The organism is Oscillibacter valericigenes (assembly GCF_021531435.1).
Taxonomy (GTDB): domain Bacteria; phylum Bacillota; class Clostridia; order Oscillospirales; family Oscillospiraceae; genus Oscillibacter; species Oscillibacter valericigenes_B.
In genome coordinates this window covers 25,671-44,332 of sequence record NZ_JAFBIS010000009.1, presented here as the reverse complement: position 1 = coordinate 44,332, position 18,662 = coordinate 25,671, and the positions used below count along the sequence as shown (strand labels likewise).

Genomic DNA, 18,662 nt, shown 5'->3' with positions numbered 1-18,662 from the left:
GGTTCAGGCAAACAGGGCGTTGAAATCGTCGGCCCAGGCGCTTTGGAATCCAGCGGAGGCGATCATCGCCACATAGGTGCCGTTCTGGATGACCTGGCCCCGGCTCCACGCCTCCATGGACTCAGGATACCACGCACCGCCCTCGGCCTGGTCGGTGATGCGCTGCTGGAGGATCGTGACGGCCTTGGCAGCGTCATCCTCATTCTCGCACTGCATCAGAACCACTTCATTCACCACGCCGGACATCATGGGCGCCTTGGCAAGGAACTGCTTCGTGGGGATCTCGCTGAGCCCGGGGTAGTAGCTGTCCAGCATCTCCCCTTCCAGATCCGTCATATAGAACTCGTCAAAGCCCGCGTCCTTCATCATCTGGTCAAAGCAAGCTGTCAGGTCCGCATCGGGCACCGTCTCCTGTTTTCCGCCGCACGCAGCCAGCAGGCCAACCATCATTACGAAAGCAATTCCAAGCGTTAAAAGTCTTTTCATACCGTTCTCCTTGATTATTTTCACGTTTCCTACATGACAGACGGAGCACCCGCTGAAAAAGTTCCCGCTCCGTCCCCAGTATGGACGTTTTTTTCAGTTTTATGAAAGGGGCCTCCCCTGCTTGCATTTATACAGGATTCGAGGTATGATTGCAACATCAATTTGTTACTTTTTTAAAGCAGGTGAAAAAATATGTACAGCTTCCGAAACGATTACAGTGAAGGCGCCCATCCCAAGGTCCTCCAGGCCCTGATGGACACCAATCTGGAACAGACCGTCGGTTACGGTACGGATCCCCGCTGTGAGGCTGCCCGGGAGACCATCCGCCGCGTATGCGCCGCGCCGAATGCGGATGTTCACTTCCTGGTGGGCGGCACCCAGACGAACCTTCTCGCGATCGAATCCCTTTTGCAGCCCTATGAGGCGGTCATTGCCGCCCACACCGCCCATGTGAACACCCATGAGACCGGCGCTATCGAGGCCACCGGCCACAAGGTCTGCTCCATTTTCTCTCCCGACGGAAAGCTGACCCCCTCCCTTGTGGAGACGGTTCTGGCGGAGCACAACGGCACGGAGCACATGGTGTCCCCCCGGCTGGTGTACGTCTCCGACACCACGGAGGTCGGAACCATTTATACCAAGGCTGAGCTGACCGCCCTGCGGGACTGCTGCAGGCAGCATGGCCTTCTGCTGTTTCTGGACGGCGCCCGGCTGGGCTCCGCCCTCACCTCCCCGGAAAACGATCTGACTCTGCCGGACCTGGCGGCCCTGACTGACGCCTTCTACATCGGCGGCACCAAAAACGGCGCCCTGTTCGGCGAGGCCCTGGTGATGAACGCCCCCAACGACCACTTCCGCTGGCACATGAAGCAGCGGGGCGCTATGTTGGCCAAGGGCCGGCTGCTGGGCGTCCAGTTCCAGGCCCTGCTGGAGGACGGCCTGTACTTTGAGATGGCCCGCCACGCAAATGAAATGGCTTTCCGCCTGCGGGACGGCATCACCGCCTTGGGCTACCCCTTCCCCGTGCCTTCTCCTTCCAACCAACAGTTCCCGGTGCTGCCCAACACTGTGATGCAGCAGCTCCAGGAAATGGGGTACGAGTTTGAGATCGACGCCCACGTGGACAACACCCACACCCGTATCCGCCTGGTAACCAGCTGGGCCACGCCGGAATCGGCGGTGGAGGACTTCCTGGCAGATTTGGCACTCTGCCAGTAACAAGATACCGTTCGGGGACAGCAAAAATCTCTTATACGTATAAAACGGGGCCGCCGGATTTTCCGGCGGCCCCTAGCAAATACCGCAGATGTGATTCCCGTAATTCCATGTTTTGACCCTCATAGCGGAAAGGAGACACGGACAGCTTCCCGTATCCCCTTTCCGGTATTTTTTACTTGGAATGGCAAGCTCCGTGGCAGGCGCCGCAGTCGCCGCCGCAGGAGCAGCCACTCTTGCCGCTTTTCCAGTTATGGACGCCCCGGGCTATAATTGCCGCGAAAACGGCCAGAACGATCAAAGCGATGATAATCGTAGGTGCATTCATCGGAATATCCTCCCTCTCTGTTACCGGGCGGCAGCCGCATTCACCGCAGTAACGGTCAGCTTGCTGCCGTCATACTGATTTTTGCGGAACAGCATATACACCAGGAAGGCCAGGGCGATGACAGCGGCCACGGTGCCGGGGCCGAACCCGCCGCCTGTGAACAGCCTGCCGAACTGGTAGATCATCAGGGAGATAAGATAGGCAAAGCCGCACATGTAGCCGATGGCGGCCAGGGTCCACTTTGCGTTGTTCATCTCCCGCTTGATGGCGCCCATGGCGGCGAAGCAGGGCGCGCACAGCAGGTTGAACACCATGAAGCTGTAAGCGGAGATGCCGGAGTAGTGGAGCGCCACGGCGGCCTGGAGGGCGGAGTCGTCCTCGGCCACCTCCTCGCCGATCCGGAACAGAACGCCGAAGGTGGAGACCACGTTCTCCTTGGCGATGAGGCCGGTGATGGTGGCCACGGTGGACTGCCAGTCGCCGAAGCCCAGAGGCGCGAAGATGAAGCAGATGGCGCCGCCGATGGCAGCAAGCAAAGAGTTGTTGTTGTCTTCCACCATGCCAAAGCCGCCATCCGTAAAGCCGAAGCCCTGGAGGAACCACAGCACGATGGATGAGGCCACGATGACGGTGCCGGCCCGCTTGATGAAGCTCCAGCCCCGCTCCCAGGTGGCCCGCAGAACGTTGTTCGCAGAGGGCACATGATAGGCGGGCAGCTCCATGACGAAGGGCGCCGGGTCGCCGGAGAAGGCCTTCGTCTTTTTCAGGATGATGCCGGAGAAGATGATGGCCGCCACGCCGATGAAGTAGGCGGATACGGCCACCAGACCGCTGCCGCCGAAGATGGCGCCGGCGAACAGGCCGATAATGGGCATTTTCGCGCCGCAGGGCACAAAACAGGTGGTCATAATGGTCATCCGGCGGTCCCGCTCATTTTCAATAGTACGGGAGGCCATCACGCCGGGGACGCCGCAGCCGGAGCCGATCAGCATGGGGATGAAGCTCTTGCCGGAGAGGCCGAACTTCCGGAAAATCCGGTCCATGATGAAGGCGACTCGGGCCATGTAGCCCACGTCCTCCAGAATGGACAGCATGAAGAACAGCACCAGCATCTGGGGCACAAAGCCCAGCACCGCGCCCACGCCGGCGACGATGCCGTCGGACACCAGACCGGTAAGCCACTCGGCGCAGCCCCAGCTCTCCAGCAGGGTACGGGAGCCGTCCGTGAGCCAGGCGCCGCCCAGCACGTCGTTGGTCCAGTCCGTCAGGAAGGAGCCGAAGGGACCCATGGCGATCCAGTACACCAGGAACATGACCACGGCGAAAATGGGCAGGGCCAGAACGCGGTTGGTGACGATCCGGTCGATCTTGTCGGAGGTGGTCAGATTCTGTTTATCGGCCTTTTTCTTCACCGCCTTGGTCACCACGCCGTTGATGTAGGCGTACCGCTGGTTGGTGATGATGCTCTCGGCGTCGTCATCCAGTTCCTTTTCGCAGTCGGTGATGTGCTCTTCCAGGTGCTCCGTCAGGGCCTTGTCCAGCCTCAGGTCCGCCAGGACTTTTTCATCCCGCTCGAAGAGCTTGATGGCGTACCAGCGGAGATACCCTTCATCCACCTTGCCCTGGATGGATTCCTCGATATGTGCAAGGGCGTGCTCCACGCTGCCGGTAAACACATGGGGCAGTTCCACCGCCTTGCGGCTCTGTGCCAGAGCCACTGCTTTTCCGGCGGCCTCCATGCCGCCCTCGCCCTTCAGGGCGCTCATCTCCACGACCTCGCAGCCCAGAGCCGCGCCCAGTCTGGCAAGGTCGATGGTATCGCCGTTCTTCCGCACCAGGTCGATCATGTTGACCGCCACCACCACAGGCAGTCCCAGCTCAATGAGCTGCGTGGTGAGATACAGGTTCCGCTCGATGTTGGTTCCGTCCACGATGTTCAAAATGGCGTCGGGCTTCTCATTCACCAGATAGCTCCGGGCCACCACTTCCTCCAGGGTGTAGGGGGACAGGGAGTAAATACCGGGCAGGTCCTGGATAATGACATCCTTGTGGCCGCGCAGATGCCCCTCCTTCTTTTCAACGGTGACGCCGGGCCAGTTGCCCACGTACTGGTTGGAACCGGTCAGGGCATTGAACAGGGTCGTCTTGCCGCAGTTCGGATTGCCCGCCAGCGCAATTTTGATCTCCATAGCGCTCTCCTTTCAAAATGTTAGTTTTAACTAACTTTTTTGCTGAATCATAGGCGGCCTTGCACCGCCCCGGTTTTACTGGACCTCGATCATCTCGGCGTCCGCCTTGCGGACAGACAGCTCATAGCCCCGGACATTCAGTTCCATAGGGTCCCCCAGCGGCGCCACCTTGCGGACGAAGATCTCCACGCCTTTTGTAATGCCCATGTCCATGATGCGGCGCTTCACCGGGCCCTCGCCGTGGAGCTTCACCACAGCGGCAGTCTCGCCTACCCTCACGTCTTTCAGTGTCTTCATATTCGCTCTCCTCCTGTATCAGTTTTCATTTCATGGGAACACAGCACGAAAACCCTGATCCAAACGAAAATCAGGGCGTCGTCTCAAATCATAATGCGGTTTGCCATGGTCTTGTCCAGCGCGATCCGGCTGTCCTTGACCTGCAGGATCAGGTTTCCCGCGATCTCGCTCACCACTGTCACATCGCTGTCCACCACGAAGCCCAGTTCCGCCAGATGCTGGCGCACCTCGTCCTTGCCGGTGATCTTGCGGATGGTGACCGTCTCACCTGTTTTTGCCATCGTCAGAGGCATCATACCATCGCTCCCCTTAAAGTTAGTTTAACCTAACTTTTCTTTAAAAAATATTAGGTTAGTGATTGCTAACCTTTAAATCGCCGTCAGTTTAACACCACTAACCGCTTTTGTCAAGCCTGTTTGATAAAAACTTGCAAATTTGGTTAGTTGATGTTAACCTATACGCAAACATCTGTTTCCAAGGAGGTTTCCTTTATGAATATTCACGAATCCGCGGAGGATTGGCTCTTCTCACTTTTCGTAAAAGACAGCGGCAGCGTGTTTTTTGCGAACAAGCGTATGGGGAGGCAAGCAACATGAAACAGCTGGAAGTTCTTTTGGAATGGGGCGGCACAAAACGGGACATTGCCTTTCTGGTGATCTCCGGTGTCGCACTGGCGGCAAGTATTTTTGATCTCACCCCCTTTCCCTTTGACCCCGCTTGGATCTCCATCGTCCTCTGCGGCATCCCCATCATTCTTGAGGCCTTGATCGGCCTGGTCACGGCCTTTGACATCAAGGCGGATGTGCTGGTCTCTATGGCGTTGGTTGCCTCCGTACTCATCGGCGAGGATTTTGCCGCCGGTGAGGTGGCGTTCATCATGCAGCTGGGCGCCCTGTTGGAGGATCTGACAGTCGCAAAGGCCCGGGCAGGCATCGAAAAGCTGGTCCGCCTGACGCCCCGCACAGCCAGAGTCTTTTCAGATGCGGGCGAGTCCATCGTTCCCGCCGAGGAGGTCCGGGTCGGCGACCTGCTGCGGGTTCTGCCGGGTGAGACGGTCCCTGTGGACGGCGTTATCACCGCAGGCGAAACCTCCATCAACCAGGCGGTCATGACGGGAGAGTCCCTGCCGGTGGACAAGACCGTGGGAGACGAGGTCTCCAGCGGCACTGTCAACCAGTTCGGTTCCTTCGATATGCGGGCCGCCAGAGTCGGAGAGGACAGCTCCATCCAGCGCATGATCCGGCTGGTGCAGTCGGCGGACGCGGGCAAGGCAAAAATCGTTGGCATGGCGGACCGCTGGGCCACCTGGGTCGTGGTGATCGCGCTGTCCGCCGCGGCGCTGACCTGGCTGGTGACCGGGCAGATCGTCCGGGCCGTCACGATTCTGGTGGTGTTCTGTCCCTGCGCACTGGTGCTGGCTACGCCCACCGCGATTATGGCCGCCATCGGCAACGCCACGAAGCACGGTTTTCTGGTGCGGGAAGGAGACGCGCTGGAACGGCTGGCCTCCGTCTCCAAAGTTGCCTTTGACAAAACGGGGACCCTGACTTTCGGAACGCCCCGGGTGGTGAGTGTTCAAAGCATCCTTTCCGAACTGCCGGAGGAGGCTCTGTACGCCTGCGCCGCCGGCGCGGAGCTGCGCTCCGAGCACCCGCTGGGCAAGGCCGTGGTGGACTGCTACCGCTCCGCGTCCGGACAAATGCCTCAGGCTCCAGAGCAGTTCCAGATGCTGCCCGGCCGGGGCGTTCTGGCGTCCGTGGAAAGCCGTAAGGTAGCCGCCGGAAACGAAAAACTGCTGGCGGAGCAGGGAATTTCTCTGCCGGACATCGCTGTTCAAAAAGCGGAAGCCTACCTGGACCAAGGCTGTACAGTGATCTATCTGGCGCTGGACGGCCGATTGGCGGGATTTCTCGCCCTGTCCGATACCCTCCGCCCGGAGGCGGCCGGGATGATTCGTGAGATCCGGCAGGCGGGGGCGGAGCCTGTTCTTCTCACCGGCGACCACGCCAACGCCGCCCGCCATATCGCCGGTCAGCTGTCCATTGGGGAATACCATGCCGACTGTCTGCCGGAGGATAAGCTGCAGAGCATCGACACCTATCAGCGGCAAGGGCAGCAGGTCTGCATGATCGGCGATGGCGTCAACGATGCCCCGGCGCTGAAACGGGCCTTTGTCGGCATCGCCATGGGCGGTATCGGCAGCGACATCGCCGTGGACGCCGCCGACATTGCGCTGGTCAATGACGACATCCGGGAACTCCCCCACCTTCTGCGCCTGTCAAAGCGCATGATGCGGACCATCAAGTGCAACCTGACCTTCTCCATGACCCTGAATTTCATTGCCATCGTGCTGGCTATGACCGGCATTCTGAATCCTGTTGTCGGCGCACTGGTACATAACGCCGGTTCCGTGCTGGTCATTATCAACTCCGCGCTCCTTCTGAAATGGAAATAATGATTCCGTACCGTTTTTCCGCCGGGAGGCTGTGATCCGATCACAGCCTCTTTTTTTGTGGGATTTTGACACAGAACGTTGTATGATACAGTAAAGGCCGGTGAAAGGAGGACGCCCATGACCGACACGGAATTTCTGGAACGGTTTGCCCAAAGCCGGAGCCGGGGCATAGAGGACTTGCTGCGGCAATACTCCCCCCTCCTGCGCTACGTGATCGGCGGCGTTCTCCGGGACCCGCAGGATGCGGAGGACTGCTTTTCCGAGGTATCCCTGGCCCTGTGGCAGAAGTTGGACAGCTTCGACCCGGAAAAAGGCAGCCTTTCCGCCTGGCTCACCGCCATCGCCCGGAACGCCGCCCTGAACCATCTGAAAGCCCGGCTTCGCCGGGAAAAACGTCAGCCGGAGGAGCCGCCGGAGGTCCTGACGCCGGAGCAGGAAGTTCTCCGCTGGGAACGGGCGGAACAGCTTCGGGACACCGTGGCAAAACTGCCGGACCTGGACCGGAAGATCTTCTACCGCCGCTACTACTACTTACAGCCTGTCAGCCAGATCGCCGCGGAGCTGGGCCTGTCCCAGCGGGCCGTGGAAGGGCGGCTGTACCGCCTCCGCAATCGGCTGCGGCAGGAGTTGGGAGGTGATGACACATGACCCAATGGGATGATTTCGACTGTACCTTAGCCACTGCCCTCAGCGAGCTGCCTCCTTCCGAGGAGACCGTCCGGGACGTGACCCCCTGGCGCACGGCCATGGACCAAATCATTCTGGGCCTGTGCCTCACCTGCTTTACTCTGAATGGCTGGTATCTGCAATACATTCTCCCCGCTGTGGGTTCCCTTTTGATATACTTCGGGTTTCGGACTCTGCGGCAGAGCAATTGCTGGTTCCGCCGTGCATGGTATATCAGTACCTGTAAAGTAATTTTACTGTATATTTCTATGGTCCTGGACGCAACGCCTTTCGCGGACGCTATCCCGATTGGCTGGATGGTCCCCTCCATAGCTATGACCTTTGCACTGTTTTTGTGCTTTCATCTCGGCCTGACTCAGGCTGCCCGGGAGGTAGACCAAACACCTCAACGCCGTCCCGCCCTGTGGGCCACAGTGTGGTACGCTGTACTGGTGCTGATGGCGCTGTTCGTGCCGGATATCCGTTGGTTGGGTGTCATCCCCTCACTTGTTGCCTTCGTCTGCATCATCCGTTCCATGCTGTATGTCAAAGAGGAGCTGGAAAACTGGGGCTATGCAGTTCGGGCCGCTCCGGTGAAAATCGGATGCGGGTGGTTCTCCGCCCTGTATCTTGCCTCCCTCCTGCTGGCGGTTCTGCTGACCGCCGCGGCCTCCAATCATATCGCCATGCCGTCTTGTGAACAGGTGTTCGATTCTTCTGAAACAGCAGCTATCCAGGTCAAATTACAGGGTCTGGGCTTCCCGGAAGATCTGCTGGACCGGCTGCCGGACGAGGAGCTGCTGCGCCTGGAGGACGCCTATTACTGCTCCGTCCACCGGGACGGCGGTGAAGCGGAGGCGGGCAGCAAAAAGGGTGTGAAAGCCATCCGGTTTGATACGGTTTATGTCCAGACTGCCCCCCACACCATCCGGGTCTACGAATTTTTCAATTTCCAGGAGGATATTCTGCGCTCCAACTTCAGAACGATGACCATGCTGGAGCCTACCCGTTCCGCCCAGGTCTCCGATATCACCGGCGGGCTCACCTGGACAATGAACGGCACGGCTTACCGGAGCCAGCTCCCTATCTCCCGTCAGGCCTATGAGAGCATGTTTTTCGGCAGCTCCACCCTCTCCTCCGCGATTTTCAGCTATCCCTTCTTTTCTGAAGACCGGGCCGGATATATGGCCTACACCAGCTATGAGGAAGACGACGTCAATTTGACATGCAGCGTTCTCCGGGCCTACCTCACCACCTACCGGAATTTCTATCCCTACGGGAAACTGACCACAGACACCTTCCAGACAGACTGGTACGCCCAAAGCTATTCCACATTTGTGTTTTTCAGGGAATCCTGATCCCTTTCCCCGCCTTTTCAAAAAGGCGGGGATTTTTTTCGAATTTTTGTTCGATTTCTTCTTGACAGAAACATTCGTTCGAGTTATAGTATATATAGAACATAAGTTCTAACAAGGAGGAATTGACAATGACTGGATGGAGCTTTTTCTTTGTTTTGATGGGTGTTGCCTCCCTGGCCGCCCAGTTGTTCCGCATCATCGACGCTATTGAACGTCCCGCCCGTCGGTCCCGCCGCCGTGCTGTGGCCCGGTAAATCATGGATGTTCTGGAGAAGCTGACGATCCTGACTGACGCCGCCAAGTATGACGCCGCCTGTACTTCCAGCGGCGGGAACCGCACCGCCAAGAAAGGGTATATCGGAAATACCTCGTCCTCCGTAGCCGGCTGCTGCCACACCTTTTCCGCCGACGGACGCTGCGTAACGCTGCTGAAAGTGCTGATGACCAACAAGTGTGTCTATGACTGCAAATACTGCGTCAACCGCCGCAGCAACGACACCAAACGGGCGGCTTTCACCCCCGAGGAGCTGGCGGACCTGACCATCAACTTCTACCGCCGGAACTATATCGAAGGGCTGTTCCTCTCCTCCGGCGTATTCCGCAGCCCGGACTATACCACGGAGCTGATGATCCGCACCCTGCGGCTCCTGCGGGAACAGCACCGCTTCAACGGCTATATCCATGCCAAGGCTATCCCCGGCACAGCGCCGGAGCTGGTGGAACAGTTGGGGCTGCTGGCCGACCGGCTCAGCGTCAATATCGAACTGCCGTCAGAGGCCGGTCTTAAAACCTTGGCGCCGGATAAAAGCAAAACCGCTATCCTCGCTCCCATGCGGCAGATCCAGACGCGCAATCAGCAAAACAAGGAGGAGCTGGTGAAATACCGCCACGCTCCCAAATTCGCTCCCGCGGGGCAGAGCACCCAGCTTATCGTTGGCGCGACACCGGATTCCGATTTCCATATTCTTCGGCTGACCCAGGGACTATACGACCGTTACAAACTAAAACGCGTGTTCTATTCCGCCTATGTGCCAGTGGTGGAGCACGCGCTGCTCCCTTCCAAAGACGTAAAACCGCCCCTACTGCGGGAGCACCGCCTGTATCAGGCCGACTGGCTTCTGCGATTTTACGGCTTTCGGGCGGAAGAGCTGCTGGATGACCGGCACCAGGACTTTGATCCCCGTGTGGACCCCAAGTGCAGCTGGGCTCTGGCCCATCTGGACTTTTTTCCCGTGGAGGTCAACACGGCGGACTACGAAACTCTGCTGCGCGTTCCCGGCGTTGGTGTAGTTTCCGCACGGCGCATCCTATCCGCCCGGCGGGCCGGTCCCCTTCACATTGAAAACCTTCCGAAGCTGGGGGTCGTCATGAAGCGGGCCCAATATTTTCTGACCGCCTCCGGCAAAATGCCCGACGGCCTCCGCTTCACCCCTGACAGCCTGCTGCGGGGACTGATCGCCGCGGAACGCCCCTCTTTGCCCCAGCAGGAGATGGTGCAATTATCCCTCTTCGATACCGCGGTCTGATCCGCCCGCCTGATTTTGTACAATGGACCATGAAATGATTTATATTTATGACGGCAGCTTCGATGGATTCCTCTGCTGCGTCTTTGACAGCTACGCCAACAAAGAAGTCCTCACCGCGATCTGCCGCGATGAGGACTTTATTCCAACGCTCTTTGCTTCCCGCGTGGTCAATACCGACAAAAGCCACGCAAACCGTGTGTTCAAAAAGGTTGTAAAGGTTTCTCCCTATGCAGGGAATTTATTGCAGAAAGGCTTTCTCACCTGTATGCCGGACAAGGAGATCCATTTATACCGGCTGGTCGTGAAACTGCTGCGGGATGGCTCCGGTTTCCTCCGAAATTTCTCCGATGAAACGCTGTTCCCTGTCATCACTGCCGTGCGCCGTCTCAACGGCGAAGCGCATCTGCTGAAGGGCTTTGTCCGCTTCTCCGAGCTGGGTGGGGTACTGGGCAGTGAGATTGAACCGAAAAACCGGGTATTACCCGTCCTGCGCAGCCATTTTTGCGCCCGGTATATGAACGATACATTTTTCATCTACGACCGTACGCACAAAGAGGCCCTGTTCTACGCCGCCGGAAAATCGGTGATCTGTCCTCTGGAGGATTTTCAAATGGCCCCGCCGGACGAAACAGAAGCCGCTTACCGTATTTTGTGGAAACGCTTCTATGACACGATTGCCATTAAAGAGCGGTACAACCCCAAATGCCGGATGCGGAATATGCCGAAGCGGTACTGGAACACCATGACCGAGTTTCAGGGTGACTCCTATTTCAAGGCTCAAAGCTCGCCCGCAGCCGTTCCAGGCCCCGCCGCTCCAGACGGGATACCTGCACCTGGGACACACCCAGAATGCGGGCCGTCTGCTCCTGGGTCAGGCTCTTGAAATAGCGCAGCAAAATCGTCATCCGCTCTTTTTCCGGCAGTTTATCGATCGCCTCCCGCAGGGCAATACGCTCTACCAGCCCATCCTCCGGCGCATCCGTACCCAGCGTGCTCTCCAAAGTCAGGCCGTCGGCCATTTCCTGCTGCAGGGAATCCGGCGTATCTGTTGCCAATTCGATCTGCGCGATGTCCTCAGGAGTAAGTCCGGTAGCTTCCGCCAGCTCGGAAAGGACCGGCTCACGGCCCAGCTCATGCCGGAGCTGCTCTCGTTTACTGTAAAGAGTTTGAGCTTGCTCCCTGATGCTGCGCCCGACTTTGACGGCTCCATCATCCCGCAGAAAGCGCCGGATCTCTCCTGCAATTTTGGGAACGGCATAGGTGGAAAAACAGGTACCGTAATCAAAATCGAACCCCTGTACCGCTTTTAAAAAACCCAGGCAGCCCAGCTGATACAAGTCGTCAGAATCCACTCCCCGGCCATAGTACCGCCGTACGACGCTCCAGATCAAGCCGTTGTTCTCAAGCACTGCCTGCTGGCACGCCTCCCGGTCCCCTTCCTGCGCAGCTCGGAGCAGTTCCAGCGTCGTGCTCATTTTGTTTTCAGCCTGGGAGCCAGTTTCTTTTTCATGGTCACTGTTGTCCCCCGTCCCGGCACGGAACGAACCGTCAATTGATCCGTAAAGCTCTCCATGATCGTAAAGCCCATGCCGCTGCGCTCCTCACCCCCAGTGGTAAACATGGGCTCGCGGGCTTTTTCTACGTCCGCAATTCCTCTGCCCCTGTCCTTGACAGTCAGCTCCAGCACATTTCCCGGACAGAGCCGCAGCTTCAGTGTCACCTTGCCGATGGCATCCGGGTAGGCATGAACGATGGCGTTTGTCACCGCTTCGCTGACTGCCGTTTTGATGTCCTCCAGCTCATTTAGCGTTGGGTCCATCTGGGCCGCGAAGCAGGCCGCCGCGGACCGGGCAAACCCTTCGTTGCTGCTGCGGCTGGGAAATTCCAATGTGACCTCATTCATCGCCTTACTTTTCATTTTATGTAAACCTCCTTTTATCGTATCGTCACCAGCCGTCCGATCCCGGCGGCGTCCAGGACCCGCTTGGCCTGTTCCGGAACATGGCACACCAGCAGGCTCCCGTCCAGAAGCCGCATCCGCTGCTGGGCCCGCAGGATCAAAGCGATCCCGGAGCTGTCCATAAAGGTCACGCCTGTCATGTCCAATACCAGCTTTTTGGGCAATGCCGCGTCTACGGCCAATTCCATTTCCCGCATGGCGTTTCTGGCGCTGTGATGGTCGATTTCCCCGCTGAGCTCCAGCAGTAAATTCCTATCTACACTTTTCGCATTGATTTCCATATTGAACTCCCCTTTTTGTCAAAGCCCTGCATATTTTCCATGGATTTTTCTTAAAGTTGATTATACAAGTTGTCCCATTTCTTTTTTGTCGGATTCTTCCGACTGCCGGATATTCTTTGCCGGATACTTGCGGTCCCCTCCCTATCCGAATATAATGAGGCTGATCACATTACCAACTCCGGCGCAGAAAGGATATCTTAGCATGAAAGTTCTTTTACTTAACGGCAGTTCCCATCCCAACGGATGCACGCATACGGCACTGCACGAAATCGCTCTTACTTTGGAAAGCTCCGGCATCCAAACAGAAATCCTGTTCCTGGGCAACGAACCTGTACGGGACTGCACTGCCTGCGGCACCTGTGCCAGACAGCCTGGCCGATGCGCGTTTGACGACGATGTTGTAAACCGGATCATCGAAAAGGCCTGCGAAGCCGATGGCTTCGTATTTGGCACGCCGGTTTATTACGCGCACCCCAGCGGACGAATTTTGTCTGTATTGGACCGAGTTTTTTACGCAGGCAAGGACGCCTTTGTTCATAAGCCGGCGGCCGCCATCGCCTCCGCCCGCCGGGCCGGTACCACCGCCACACTGGACGTCCTGCAGAAGTATTTCACCATCTCCCAGATGCCGGTGGTGTCCTCAACTTATTGGACCATGGTCCACGGCAAAGAACCCGCGGACGTTTTAAAAGATGAGGAAGGTCTTCAGACCATGCGGAATCTGGCCGTCAACATGGCTTGGCTCCTTCGCTGCATCGAAGCCGGAAAGGACGTCGGCATCCAGCCGCCTCAGGCGGAATCCGGTGCGCGCACCAATTTTATTCGCTGAATCATACTGAAAAAGCCCCTCTGACGATCGTCAGAGGGGCTTTTTCAGGCCGGTTTACCGTAAATATTCCATTGGCGGATAGCGGATACCATCGGTAATCTGCTCCGATTCCTTCGTCCGGAATCTCAAATGGCGGTAAATTTCCACTGCATAGGGGGATGCGTTGACCGTCACTCTTTCGGCGGTGATTTCCTCCGGAAAGCGGCGGAACAGGGCTCCGCCTGCTCCCCTTCGGCGCCACGCCGTCTCCATTGCCGCGATTTTTTCCGCTTCTTTCGATTTTCGAAGGTCGATTTTCCTCCCGATAATTGCTGTGCCCCCGCAAGAGCGGGGGCACAGTCGTTTCTGCGCAGAATCTTACGCCTGCATCGCCTTGGCGGATTCCTCCAGCTTAGCGATCAGCTCGCTGTACTTGGCTGCCTTTTCCTTCTCGGCATTAACCACCGTCTCAGGGGCCTTGGAGACGAACTTCTCGTTGGAGAGCTTCTGCTCCACGATACGCAGACCATTCTTGGCTTTCTCGATCTCCTTGTTGATACGGTCCAGCTCAGCGGCAATGTCTACCAGCTCCGCCATCGGCATGTAGGCTGTGGCGTTGTGGGTCACCACAGACACTTGCTTGGAAACATCGGCGGGAGCAGCGCCTGCGAAGGTCACCTCGCTGGCATAGGCCAGACGCTGAATGAAGTGCAGGCCCTGCTGGTAAATTTCGGGGGTTTCGGTGACCAGCAGCACCTCCGCTTTCTTGGAGGGCGGCACATTCATCTCGGCACGGCGGGCACGGATAGCCTTAATGGTATCCATGACCGCCTCCATGGCGGACTCCTCGGCGGGGAAGTTCAGGCTGTCCTGATACTCGGGCCAGTGAGAGGTCATAATGAAATCACCCTCATGCGGCAGAGCCTGGAAAATCTCCTCGGTGATGAAAGGCATGAAGGGATGCAGCAGCTTCAAGAGGTCGGTCAACACGTAGCACAGCACGTTCTGGGCCACCAGCTTTGCCTCCTCGTCCCCGCCGTTGAGACGGGTCTTGGTCAGCTCGATATACCAGTCGCAGTAGGTGTCCCAGATGAAGTCGTAGACCTTGGCGGAGGCCACGCCGATCTCGTAGGCGTCCAGGTTCTCGGTGACCTCTTTCACCAGGGTGTTCAGCTTGGAAAGAACCCATTTGTCCTCAGGAGCCAGCTTGGAGGCCTCGGGCAGCTCGCACTTGTCGATGGAAAGGTTCATCAGCACGAAACGGCTGGCGTTCCAGATCTTATTGGCAAAGTTCCGCATGGCCTCGCACTTTTCGGTGTAGAACCGGGTGTCGTTGCCGGGGCTGTTGCCGGTGATGAGGTTAAAGCGCAGGGCGTCGGCACCGTACTTCTCCGCCATCTCCAGGGGATCAATGCCGTTGCCAAGGGACTTGGACATCTTGCGGCCCTTGTCATCCCGGACCAGTCCGTGAATGAGAACGGTGTGGAAGGGGATCTGCTTCATCTGCTCGCAGCCGGAGAAGATCATCCGGGCCACCCAGAAGAAGATGATGTCGTAGCCGGTGACCATAACGCTGTTGGGATAGTAGAAATCCAGGTCCTCGGTCTTTTCCGGCCACCCCAGGGTGGAGAAGGGCCACAGGGCGGAGGAGAACCAGGTATCCAGCACGTCGGGGTCCCGAGTCAGGCTGGTGCAGCCGCACTTTTCGCACTTCGTCGGGTCCTCACGGCTGACATTGATGTGGCCGCACTCGTCGCAGTACCAGGCGGGGATCTGGTGGCCCCACCACAGCTGGCGGGAAATGCACCAGTCATGGACGTTCTCCATCCAGTTGATATAGGTCTTGGAGAAGCGCTCGGGGACGAACTTCACCTCGCCGTCCTTCACGACGCGGAGGGCTTCCTTGGCCAGGGGCTCCATCTTCACGAACCACTGGGCGGAGATCAAGGGCTCCACGTCGTTGTGGCAGCGGTAGCAGGTGCCCACGTTGTGGTTGTAGGGCTCGGTCTTGACCAAATAGCCCTTCTCCTCCAGGTCCTTCACGATGGCCTTGCGGCACTCGTAACGGTCCATACCATGGTAGGGGCCGCCGTTCTCATTGATCTTGCCGTCGTCGCCGATGCAGCGGATGACCTCCAGGTTGTGGCGCAGACCCACCTCGAAGTCGTTGGGGTCGTGAGCCGGCGTCATCTTCACCGCGCCGGTGCCGAAGCCGATCTCGCAGTATTCGTCGCCCACGATGGGAATTTCGCGGTTCATGATGGGCAGGATGCATTTCTGCCCGATCAGGTGCTTGAAGCGCTCGTCCTCCGGGTTCACGGCCACGCCGGTATCGCCCATCATGGTCTCGGGCCGGGTGGTGGCGATGACCAGGTCGCCGGAGCCGTCGGTCAGCGGATAGCGGATATACCACAGGTGGCCGGGCTTGTCCACGTACTCCACCTCGGCGTCGGACAGGGCGGTGACGCAGTGGGGGCACCAGTTGATGATGCGGCTGCCCTTGTAAATGAGGCCCTTATCGTACAGCTCGCAAAAGGTCTCCCGGACGGCCTTGGCACAGCGGTCATCCATGGTGAAGCGGGAACGGCTCCAGTCGCAGGAAACGCCCATCTTCTTCTGCTGCTCCACGATGCGGTTGCCGTATTCCTCTTTCCACTTCCAGACACGCTGGAGGAATTTTTCGCGGCCCAGGTCGTAGCGGGTCTTGCCCTCCTTGACGCGAAGCTCCTCCTCCACCTTGATCTGGGTGGCGATGCCGGCGTGGTCGGTGCCGGGCAGCCACAGCGTGGAATAGCCCTGCATCCGCTTGAAGCGGGTCAGAATATCCTGCAGGGTGCAGTCCAGGGCGTGGCCCATGTGGAGCTGGCCCGTGACGTTCGGGGGCGGCATGGAAATGGAGAAGGGTTTCTTTTTGGGGTCGGGGTCGCCGTTGAAGCAGTCGTTGTCCTCCCACATTTTATAAATGCGGGACTCCACCTGCTGCGGCTCATACACCTTTGGCAGTTCTTTCTTCATGTTGATTCTCTCCTATTCTCTGAACTTGCGTTCTTGCTTGACAGATCGTTTTCCAGGCAGACGAAAAACGCCCTGAGCCTTTCGGCTCAGGGCGAACAAATGTCCGTGGTACCACCTGGATTCGGGAAAATCCCGCGCTCATGGGCGCTTATACGCCCTTCCCCGGTAACGGAGGGATCCACCGTTGCGGCTTACTGCTCTTTCAGCCCAATGCTCCGGGACGACTTCCCCGGCCGCTTCACGGGAACTTCCACCAACCGTTCCCTCTCTGTGTCTCCGCCTGCCGGGTACTGCTTCCCATCCTCGCAGTTTCCAATATACTTTGTCAGTATAGTATACCCGTTTGGGATTGTCAAGAGTCAGGATAGCCGTAAAATCTCCTTTTTCAGCCTGGAAATAATGCGTTTTTCCAGCCGGGAGATATAGGACTGGGAAATGCCCAGCTGGTCCGCCACCTCTTTCTGGGTCTGTTCCCGTCCGCCGTCCAGTCCAAACCGCAGGGTGATGATCTGCTTTTCCCGCGGCGACAGGATGTTGATCGCCGCCGCCAGCAGACTCCGGTCCACATCCTCCTCGATGGGGCGCATCACCACATCCGCTTCCGTGCCCAGCACATCGGAGAGCAGCAGCTCATTGCCGTCCCAGTCGGTGTTCAGCGGCTCGTCAAAGGACACCTCTCCCCGCCGGGAGGCATTTTTTCGCAGGTACATCAAAATCTCGTTTTCAATGCACCGGGAGGCGTAAGTCGCCAGCTTGATGTTCTTATCTGCCCTGTAAGTCCCCACGGCTTTGATGAGGCCGATGGTTCCGATGGAGATCAGATCCTCGATGTTGATGCCGGTGTTCTCAAACCGTCGGGCGATGTACACCACCAGCCGCAGATTGTGTTCGATCAGCTCTTTCCGGGCGTCCTCATCGTCCAGCCGGGCCAGCAGCTCCGCTTCCCGCTCCTTCGTCAGCGGCGGCGGAAGCGTATCGCTTCCGCCGATGTAATGGATCTCTTCCGGCTGCAGCAGCCCCAGCCATACCAGCAGCCGCCGCAGCTTGATTTGCAGCTCTAACATGATTTCCTCCCTTTTTCCCCTCGCCGCCCCAAAGCGCTGCGTAGCCCGCGCCAAGTGCTGTCGGCGACAGTGCCACCGGCACACTTATGTACCGTTGGCCGCAGATCTCCACCCAATCGGCCCGAATGGTCAGAAGCAGCCCTCCCGGGACCCCTACCGCCCGGTAAGGCAGCAGTCGGGGCCGCAGAGCCGGAGCCGCTGCCCGCAGCGGCTCCAGCAGGTCAGCCGGATACCGCAGCATTTCCGGTGTCAGCAGCCTTCTGACCAGCGCCGGTAAAGCTCCGTCCAGGCTGCCGGAGGCAGCCACCAGTACCGCACCGCCTCCCGCCGGGTCCCGAAGGCTGTTCCCGTTGTCGTGGAGGGCGGTCAGTTTGACAGTCCTGCCGCTGATGCTGACGGAAACCGGAAGCAGTTCTCCTCCCACCCCGTGGCGGGCCGCCGCCCGGAATACCACCGTCAAAACGAGATAGGCCGCCGCTGTTGCAATGAGCAGCACTTTCGCGTCCACATCCGTGTAGAAAATGCCGTTGCTGACCGGGACCCGGCTGCCCGCCAGAAGTCCCAACGCCAGCACACAGCCTGCCATGGCGCAGGACACAGCAAACAGCAGCAGCACCAGGCGCAGCAGCTTCTCCTCTCCGCCGAATGACACCAGGGCCAGCAGCACGCCTACTGCCATTTTAGCGGGAAATGCCCCCAGAAACCCAAGCCCCGGCAAAAAGACCGCCACCGCATACACAGCGCCCAGGAGGGCGGCAAGCAGATACCGCCGCCGCTTCAGGGGGATGCCCGCCAGACGCGCGGTCACCAAAAACAGCACATAATCCATGGCCCCGTTCAGAAGAAATACGCTGTCCGCGTATACCACCGTCATCCCGTGTCCTCCTTTCGCTTCACAGGCAGTATTATAGGGCAGAGCGTTTGTAAATACCGTCGCAAAAAGGAAATGGACGGCCTGAGCCGTCCATCTGTTTTTCATCTTCCTTTATACGTAGGGCGCGATCATGGACGCTA

20 protein-coding genes and 1 other annotated feature are annotated in these 18,662 nt (G+C 58.4%); of the genes, 8 read left to right on the top strand and 12 right to left on the bottom strand.

What is annotated here, in order from left to right; genetic code table 11:
* Positions 1–3: 3 nt before the first annotated feature.
* On the bottom strand, positions 4–486 hold the full coding sequence (locus JQM68_RS06705) for a DUF4358 domain-containing protein (RefSeq protein ID WP_235222226.1): 483 nt from the start codon (positions 484–486) through the stop codon (positions 4–6).
* A 192-nt stretch (positions 487–678) separates the two neighbouring features.
* On the opposite strand from JQM68_RS06705, the gene JQM68_RS06700 reads away from it, so the two are divergent.
* The gene (locus JQM68_RS06700; RefSeq protein ID WP_235222225.1) at positions 679–1,704 is read left to right on the top strand and encodes a threonine aldolase family protein; all 1,026 of its coding nucleotides are present in this window, start codon (positions 679–681) and stop codon (positions 1,702–1,704) included.
* Positions 1,705–1,876: 172 nt separating this feature from the next.
* Here JQM68_RS06700 and JQM68_RS06695 read toward each other — a convergent pair whose 3' ends face one another.
* The 4 genes from JQM68_RS06695 to JQM68_RS06680 all read right to left on the bottom strand — a co-directional run bounded on the left by JQM68_RS06695 (position 1,877) and on the right by JQM68_RS06680 (position 4,811).
* Entirely contained in the window at positions 1,877–2,029 is a 153-nt protein-coding gene (locus tag JQM68_RS06695; protein WP_235222224.1) for a FeoB-associated Cys-rich membrane protein, read from the bottom strand.
* Positions 2,030–2,049: 20 nt separating this feature from the next.
* Positions 2,050–4,218, bottom strand: coding sequence for a ferrous iron transport protein B (gene feoB, locus JQM68_RS06690; protein WP_235222223.1), 2,169 nt, complete (start codon positions 4,216–4,218; stop codon positions 2,050–2,052).
* 75 nt (positions 4,219–4,293) lie between these two features.
* Positions 4,294–4,515 (bottom strand): FeoA family protein, encoded by a 222-nt coding sequence (locus JQM68_RS06685; protein ID WP_235222222.1) that lies wholly within the window; start codon positions 4,513–4,515, stop codon positions 4,294–4,296.
* A gap of 83 nt (positions 4,516–4,598) precedes the next feature.
* Positions 4,599–4,811 (bottom strand): FeoA family protein, encoded by a 213-nt coding sequence (locus tag JQM68_RS06680; protein WP_235222221.1) that lies wholly within the window; start codon positions 4,809–4,811, stop codon positions 4,599–4,601.
* Between the two features lie 296 nt (positions 4,812–5,107).
* Here JQM68_RS06680 and JQM68_RS06675 point away from each other — a divergent pair, with 296 nt between their 5' ends.
* The 6 genes from JQM68_RS06675 (at position 5,108) to JQM68_RS06655 (ending at position 11,403) form a co-directional block, all read left to right on the top strand.
* On the top strand, positions 5,108–6,970 hold the full coding sequence (locus tag JQM68_RS06675; protein ID WP_235222220.1) for a heavy metal translocating P-type ATPase: 1,863 nt from the start codon (positions 5,108–5,110) through the stop codon (positions 6,968–6,970).
* A 117-nt stretch (positions 6,971–7,087) separates the two neighbouring features.
* The gene (locus JQM68_RS06670; RefSeq protein WP_235222219.1) at positions 7,088–7,618 is read left to right on the top strand and encodes an RNA polymerase sigma factor; all 531 of its coding nucleotides are present in this window, start codon (positions 7,088–7,090) and stop codon (positions 7,616–7,618) included.
* Positions 7,615–8,994 (top strand): hypothetical protein, encoded by a 1,380-nt coding sequence (locus JQM68_RS06665; RefSeq protein WP_235222218.1) that lies wholly within the window; start codon positions 7,615–7,617, stop codon positions 8,992–8,994. The genes JQM68_RS06670 and JQM68_RS06665 overlap by 4 nt, the downstream gene beginning before the upstream one ends.
* 128 nt (positions 8,995–9,122) lie before the next feature.
* Positions 9,123–9,248 carry a hypothetical protein gene (locus JQM68_RS13745; RefSeq protein ID WP_268821436.1) on the top strand — a complete coding sequence of 42 codons (126 nt, stop codon included), beginning with the start codon at positions 9,123–9,125 and terminating at the stop codon, positions 9,246–9,248.
* A 3-nt stretch (positions 9,249–9,251) separates the two neighbouring features.
* Positions 9,252–10,520: a putative DNA modification/repair radical SAM protein gene (locus JQM68_RS06660; protein WP_235222217.1), complete on the top strand. Its 1,269-nt coding sequence runs from the start codon at positions 9,252–9,254 to the stop codon at positions 10,518–10,520.
* A gap of 22 nt (positions 10,521–10,542) precedes the next feature.
* A complete protein-coding gene (locus tag JQM68_RS06655; RefSeq protein WP_235222216.1) occupies positions 10,543–11,403 on the top strand; it encodes a TIGR03915 family putative DNA repair protein in 861 nt (286 codons plus the stop codon).
* Here JQM68_RS06655 and JQM68_RS06650 read toward each other — a convergent pair.
* The 3 genes from JQM68_RS06650 to JQM68_RS06640 are packed head-to-tail and all read right to left on the bottom strand — an operon-like array spanning position 11,291 to position 12,761.
* Entirely contained in the window at positions 11,291–11,995 is a 705-nt protein-coding gene (locus tag JQM68_RS06650) for a sigma-70 family RNA polymerase sigma factor (RefSeq protein ID WP_235222215.1), read from the bottom strand. The two genes, JQM68_RS06655 and JQM68_RS06650, sit on opposite strands and share 113 nt — an antisense overlap.
* On the bottom strand, positions 11,992–12,438 hold the full coding sequence (spoIIAB, locus tag JQM68_RS06645; RefSeq protein ID WP_235222214.1) for an anti-sigma F factor: 447 nt from the start codon (positions 12,436–12,438) through the stop codon (positions 11,992–11,994). Before spoIIAB ends, JQM68_RS06650 begins: the two co-directional genes overlap by 4 nt.
* A gap of 17 nt (positions 12,439–12,455) precedes the next feature.
* Positions 12,456–12,761, bottom strand: a complete 306-nt coding sequence (locus tag JQM68_RS06640; RefSeq protein ID WP_235222213.1) for an STAS domain-containing protein — start codon at positions 12,759–12,761, stop codon at positions 12,456–12,458.
* 202 nt (positions 12,762–12,963) lie between these two features.
* Here JQM68_RS06640 and JQM68_RS06635 point away from each other — a divergent pair, with 202 nt between their 5' ends.
* Positions 12,964–13,590 carry a flavodoxin family protein gene (locus JQM68_RS06635; protein ID WP_235222212.1) on the top strand — a complete coding sequence of 209 codons (627 nt, stop codon included), beginning with the start codon at positions 12,964–12,966 and terminating at the stop codon, positions 13,588–13,590.
* A gap of 54 nt (positions 13,591–13,644) precedes the next feature.
* Here JQM68_RS06635 and JQM68_RS06630 read toward each other — a convergent pair whose 3' ends face one another.
* The 4 genes from JQM68_RS06630 to JQM68_RS06615 form a co-directional block, all read right to left on the bottom strand.
* Positions 13,645–13,842, bottom strand: a complete 198-nt coding sequence (locus tag JQM68_RS06630; RefSeq protein WP_235222211.1) for a GNAT family N-acetyltransferase — start codon at positions 13,840–13,842, stop codon at positions 13,645–13,647.
* Positions 13,843–13,947: 105 nt separating this feature from the next.
* A complete protein-coding gene (locus JQM68_RS06625; RefSeq protein ID WP_235222210.1) occupies positions 13,948–16,584 on the bottom strand; it encodes a valine--tRNA ligase in 2,637 nt (878 codons plus the stop codon).
* Positions 16,585–16,668: 84 nt separating this feature from the next.
* Positions 16,669–16,897, bottom strand: a binding site (T-box leader).
* A 46-nt stretch (positions 16,898–16,943) separates the two neighbouring features.
* Positions 16,944–17,597, bottom strand: coding sequence for an RNA polymerase sporulation sigma factor SigE (gene sigE / locus JQM68_RS06620; protein ID WP_235222298.1), 654 nt, complete (start codon positions 17,595–17,597; stop codon positions 16,944–16,946).
* A complete protein-coding gene (locus tag JQM68_RS06615) occupies positions 17,497–18,522 on the bottom strand; it encodes a sigma-E processing peptidase SpoIIGA (RefSeq protein ID WP_235222209.1) in 1,026 nt (341 codons plus the stop codon). The genes sigE and JQM68_RS06615 overlap by 101 nt, the downstream gene beginning before the upstream one ends.
* Positions 18,523–18,662 lie beyond the last annotated feature (140 nt).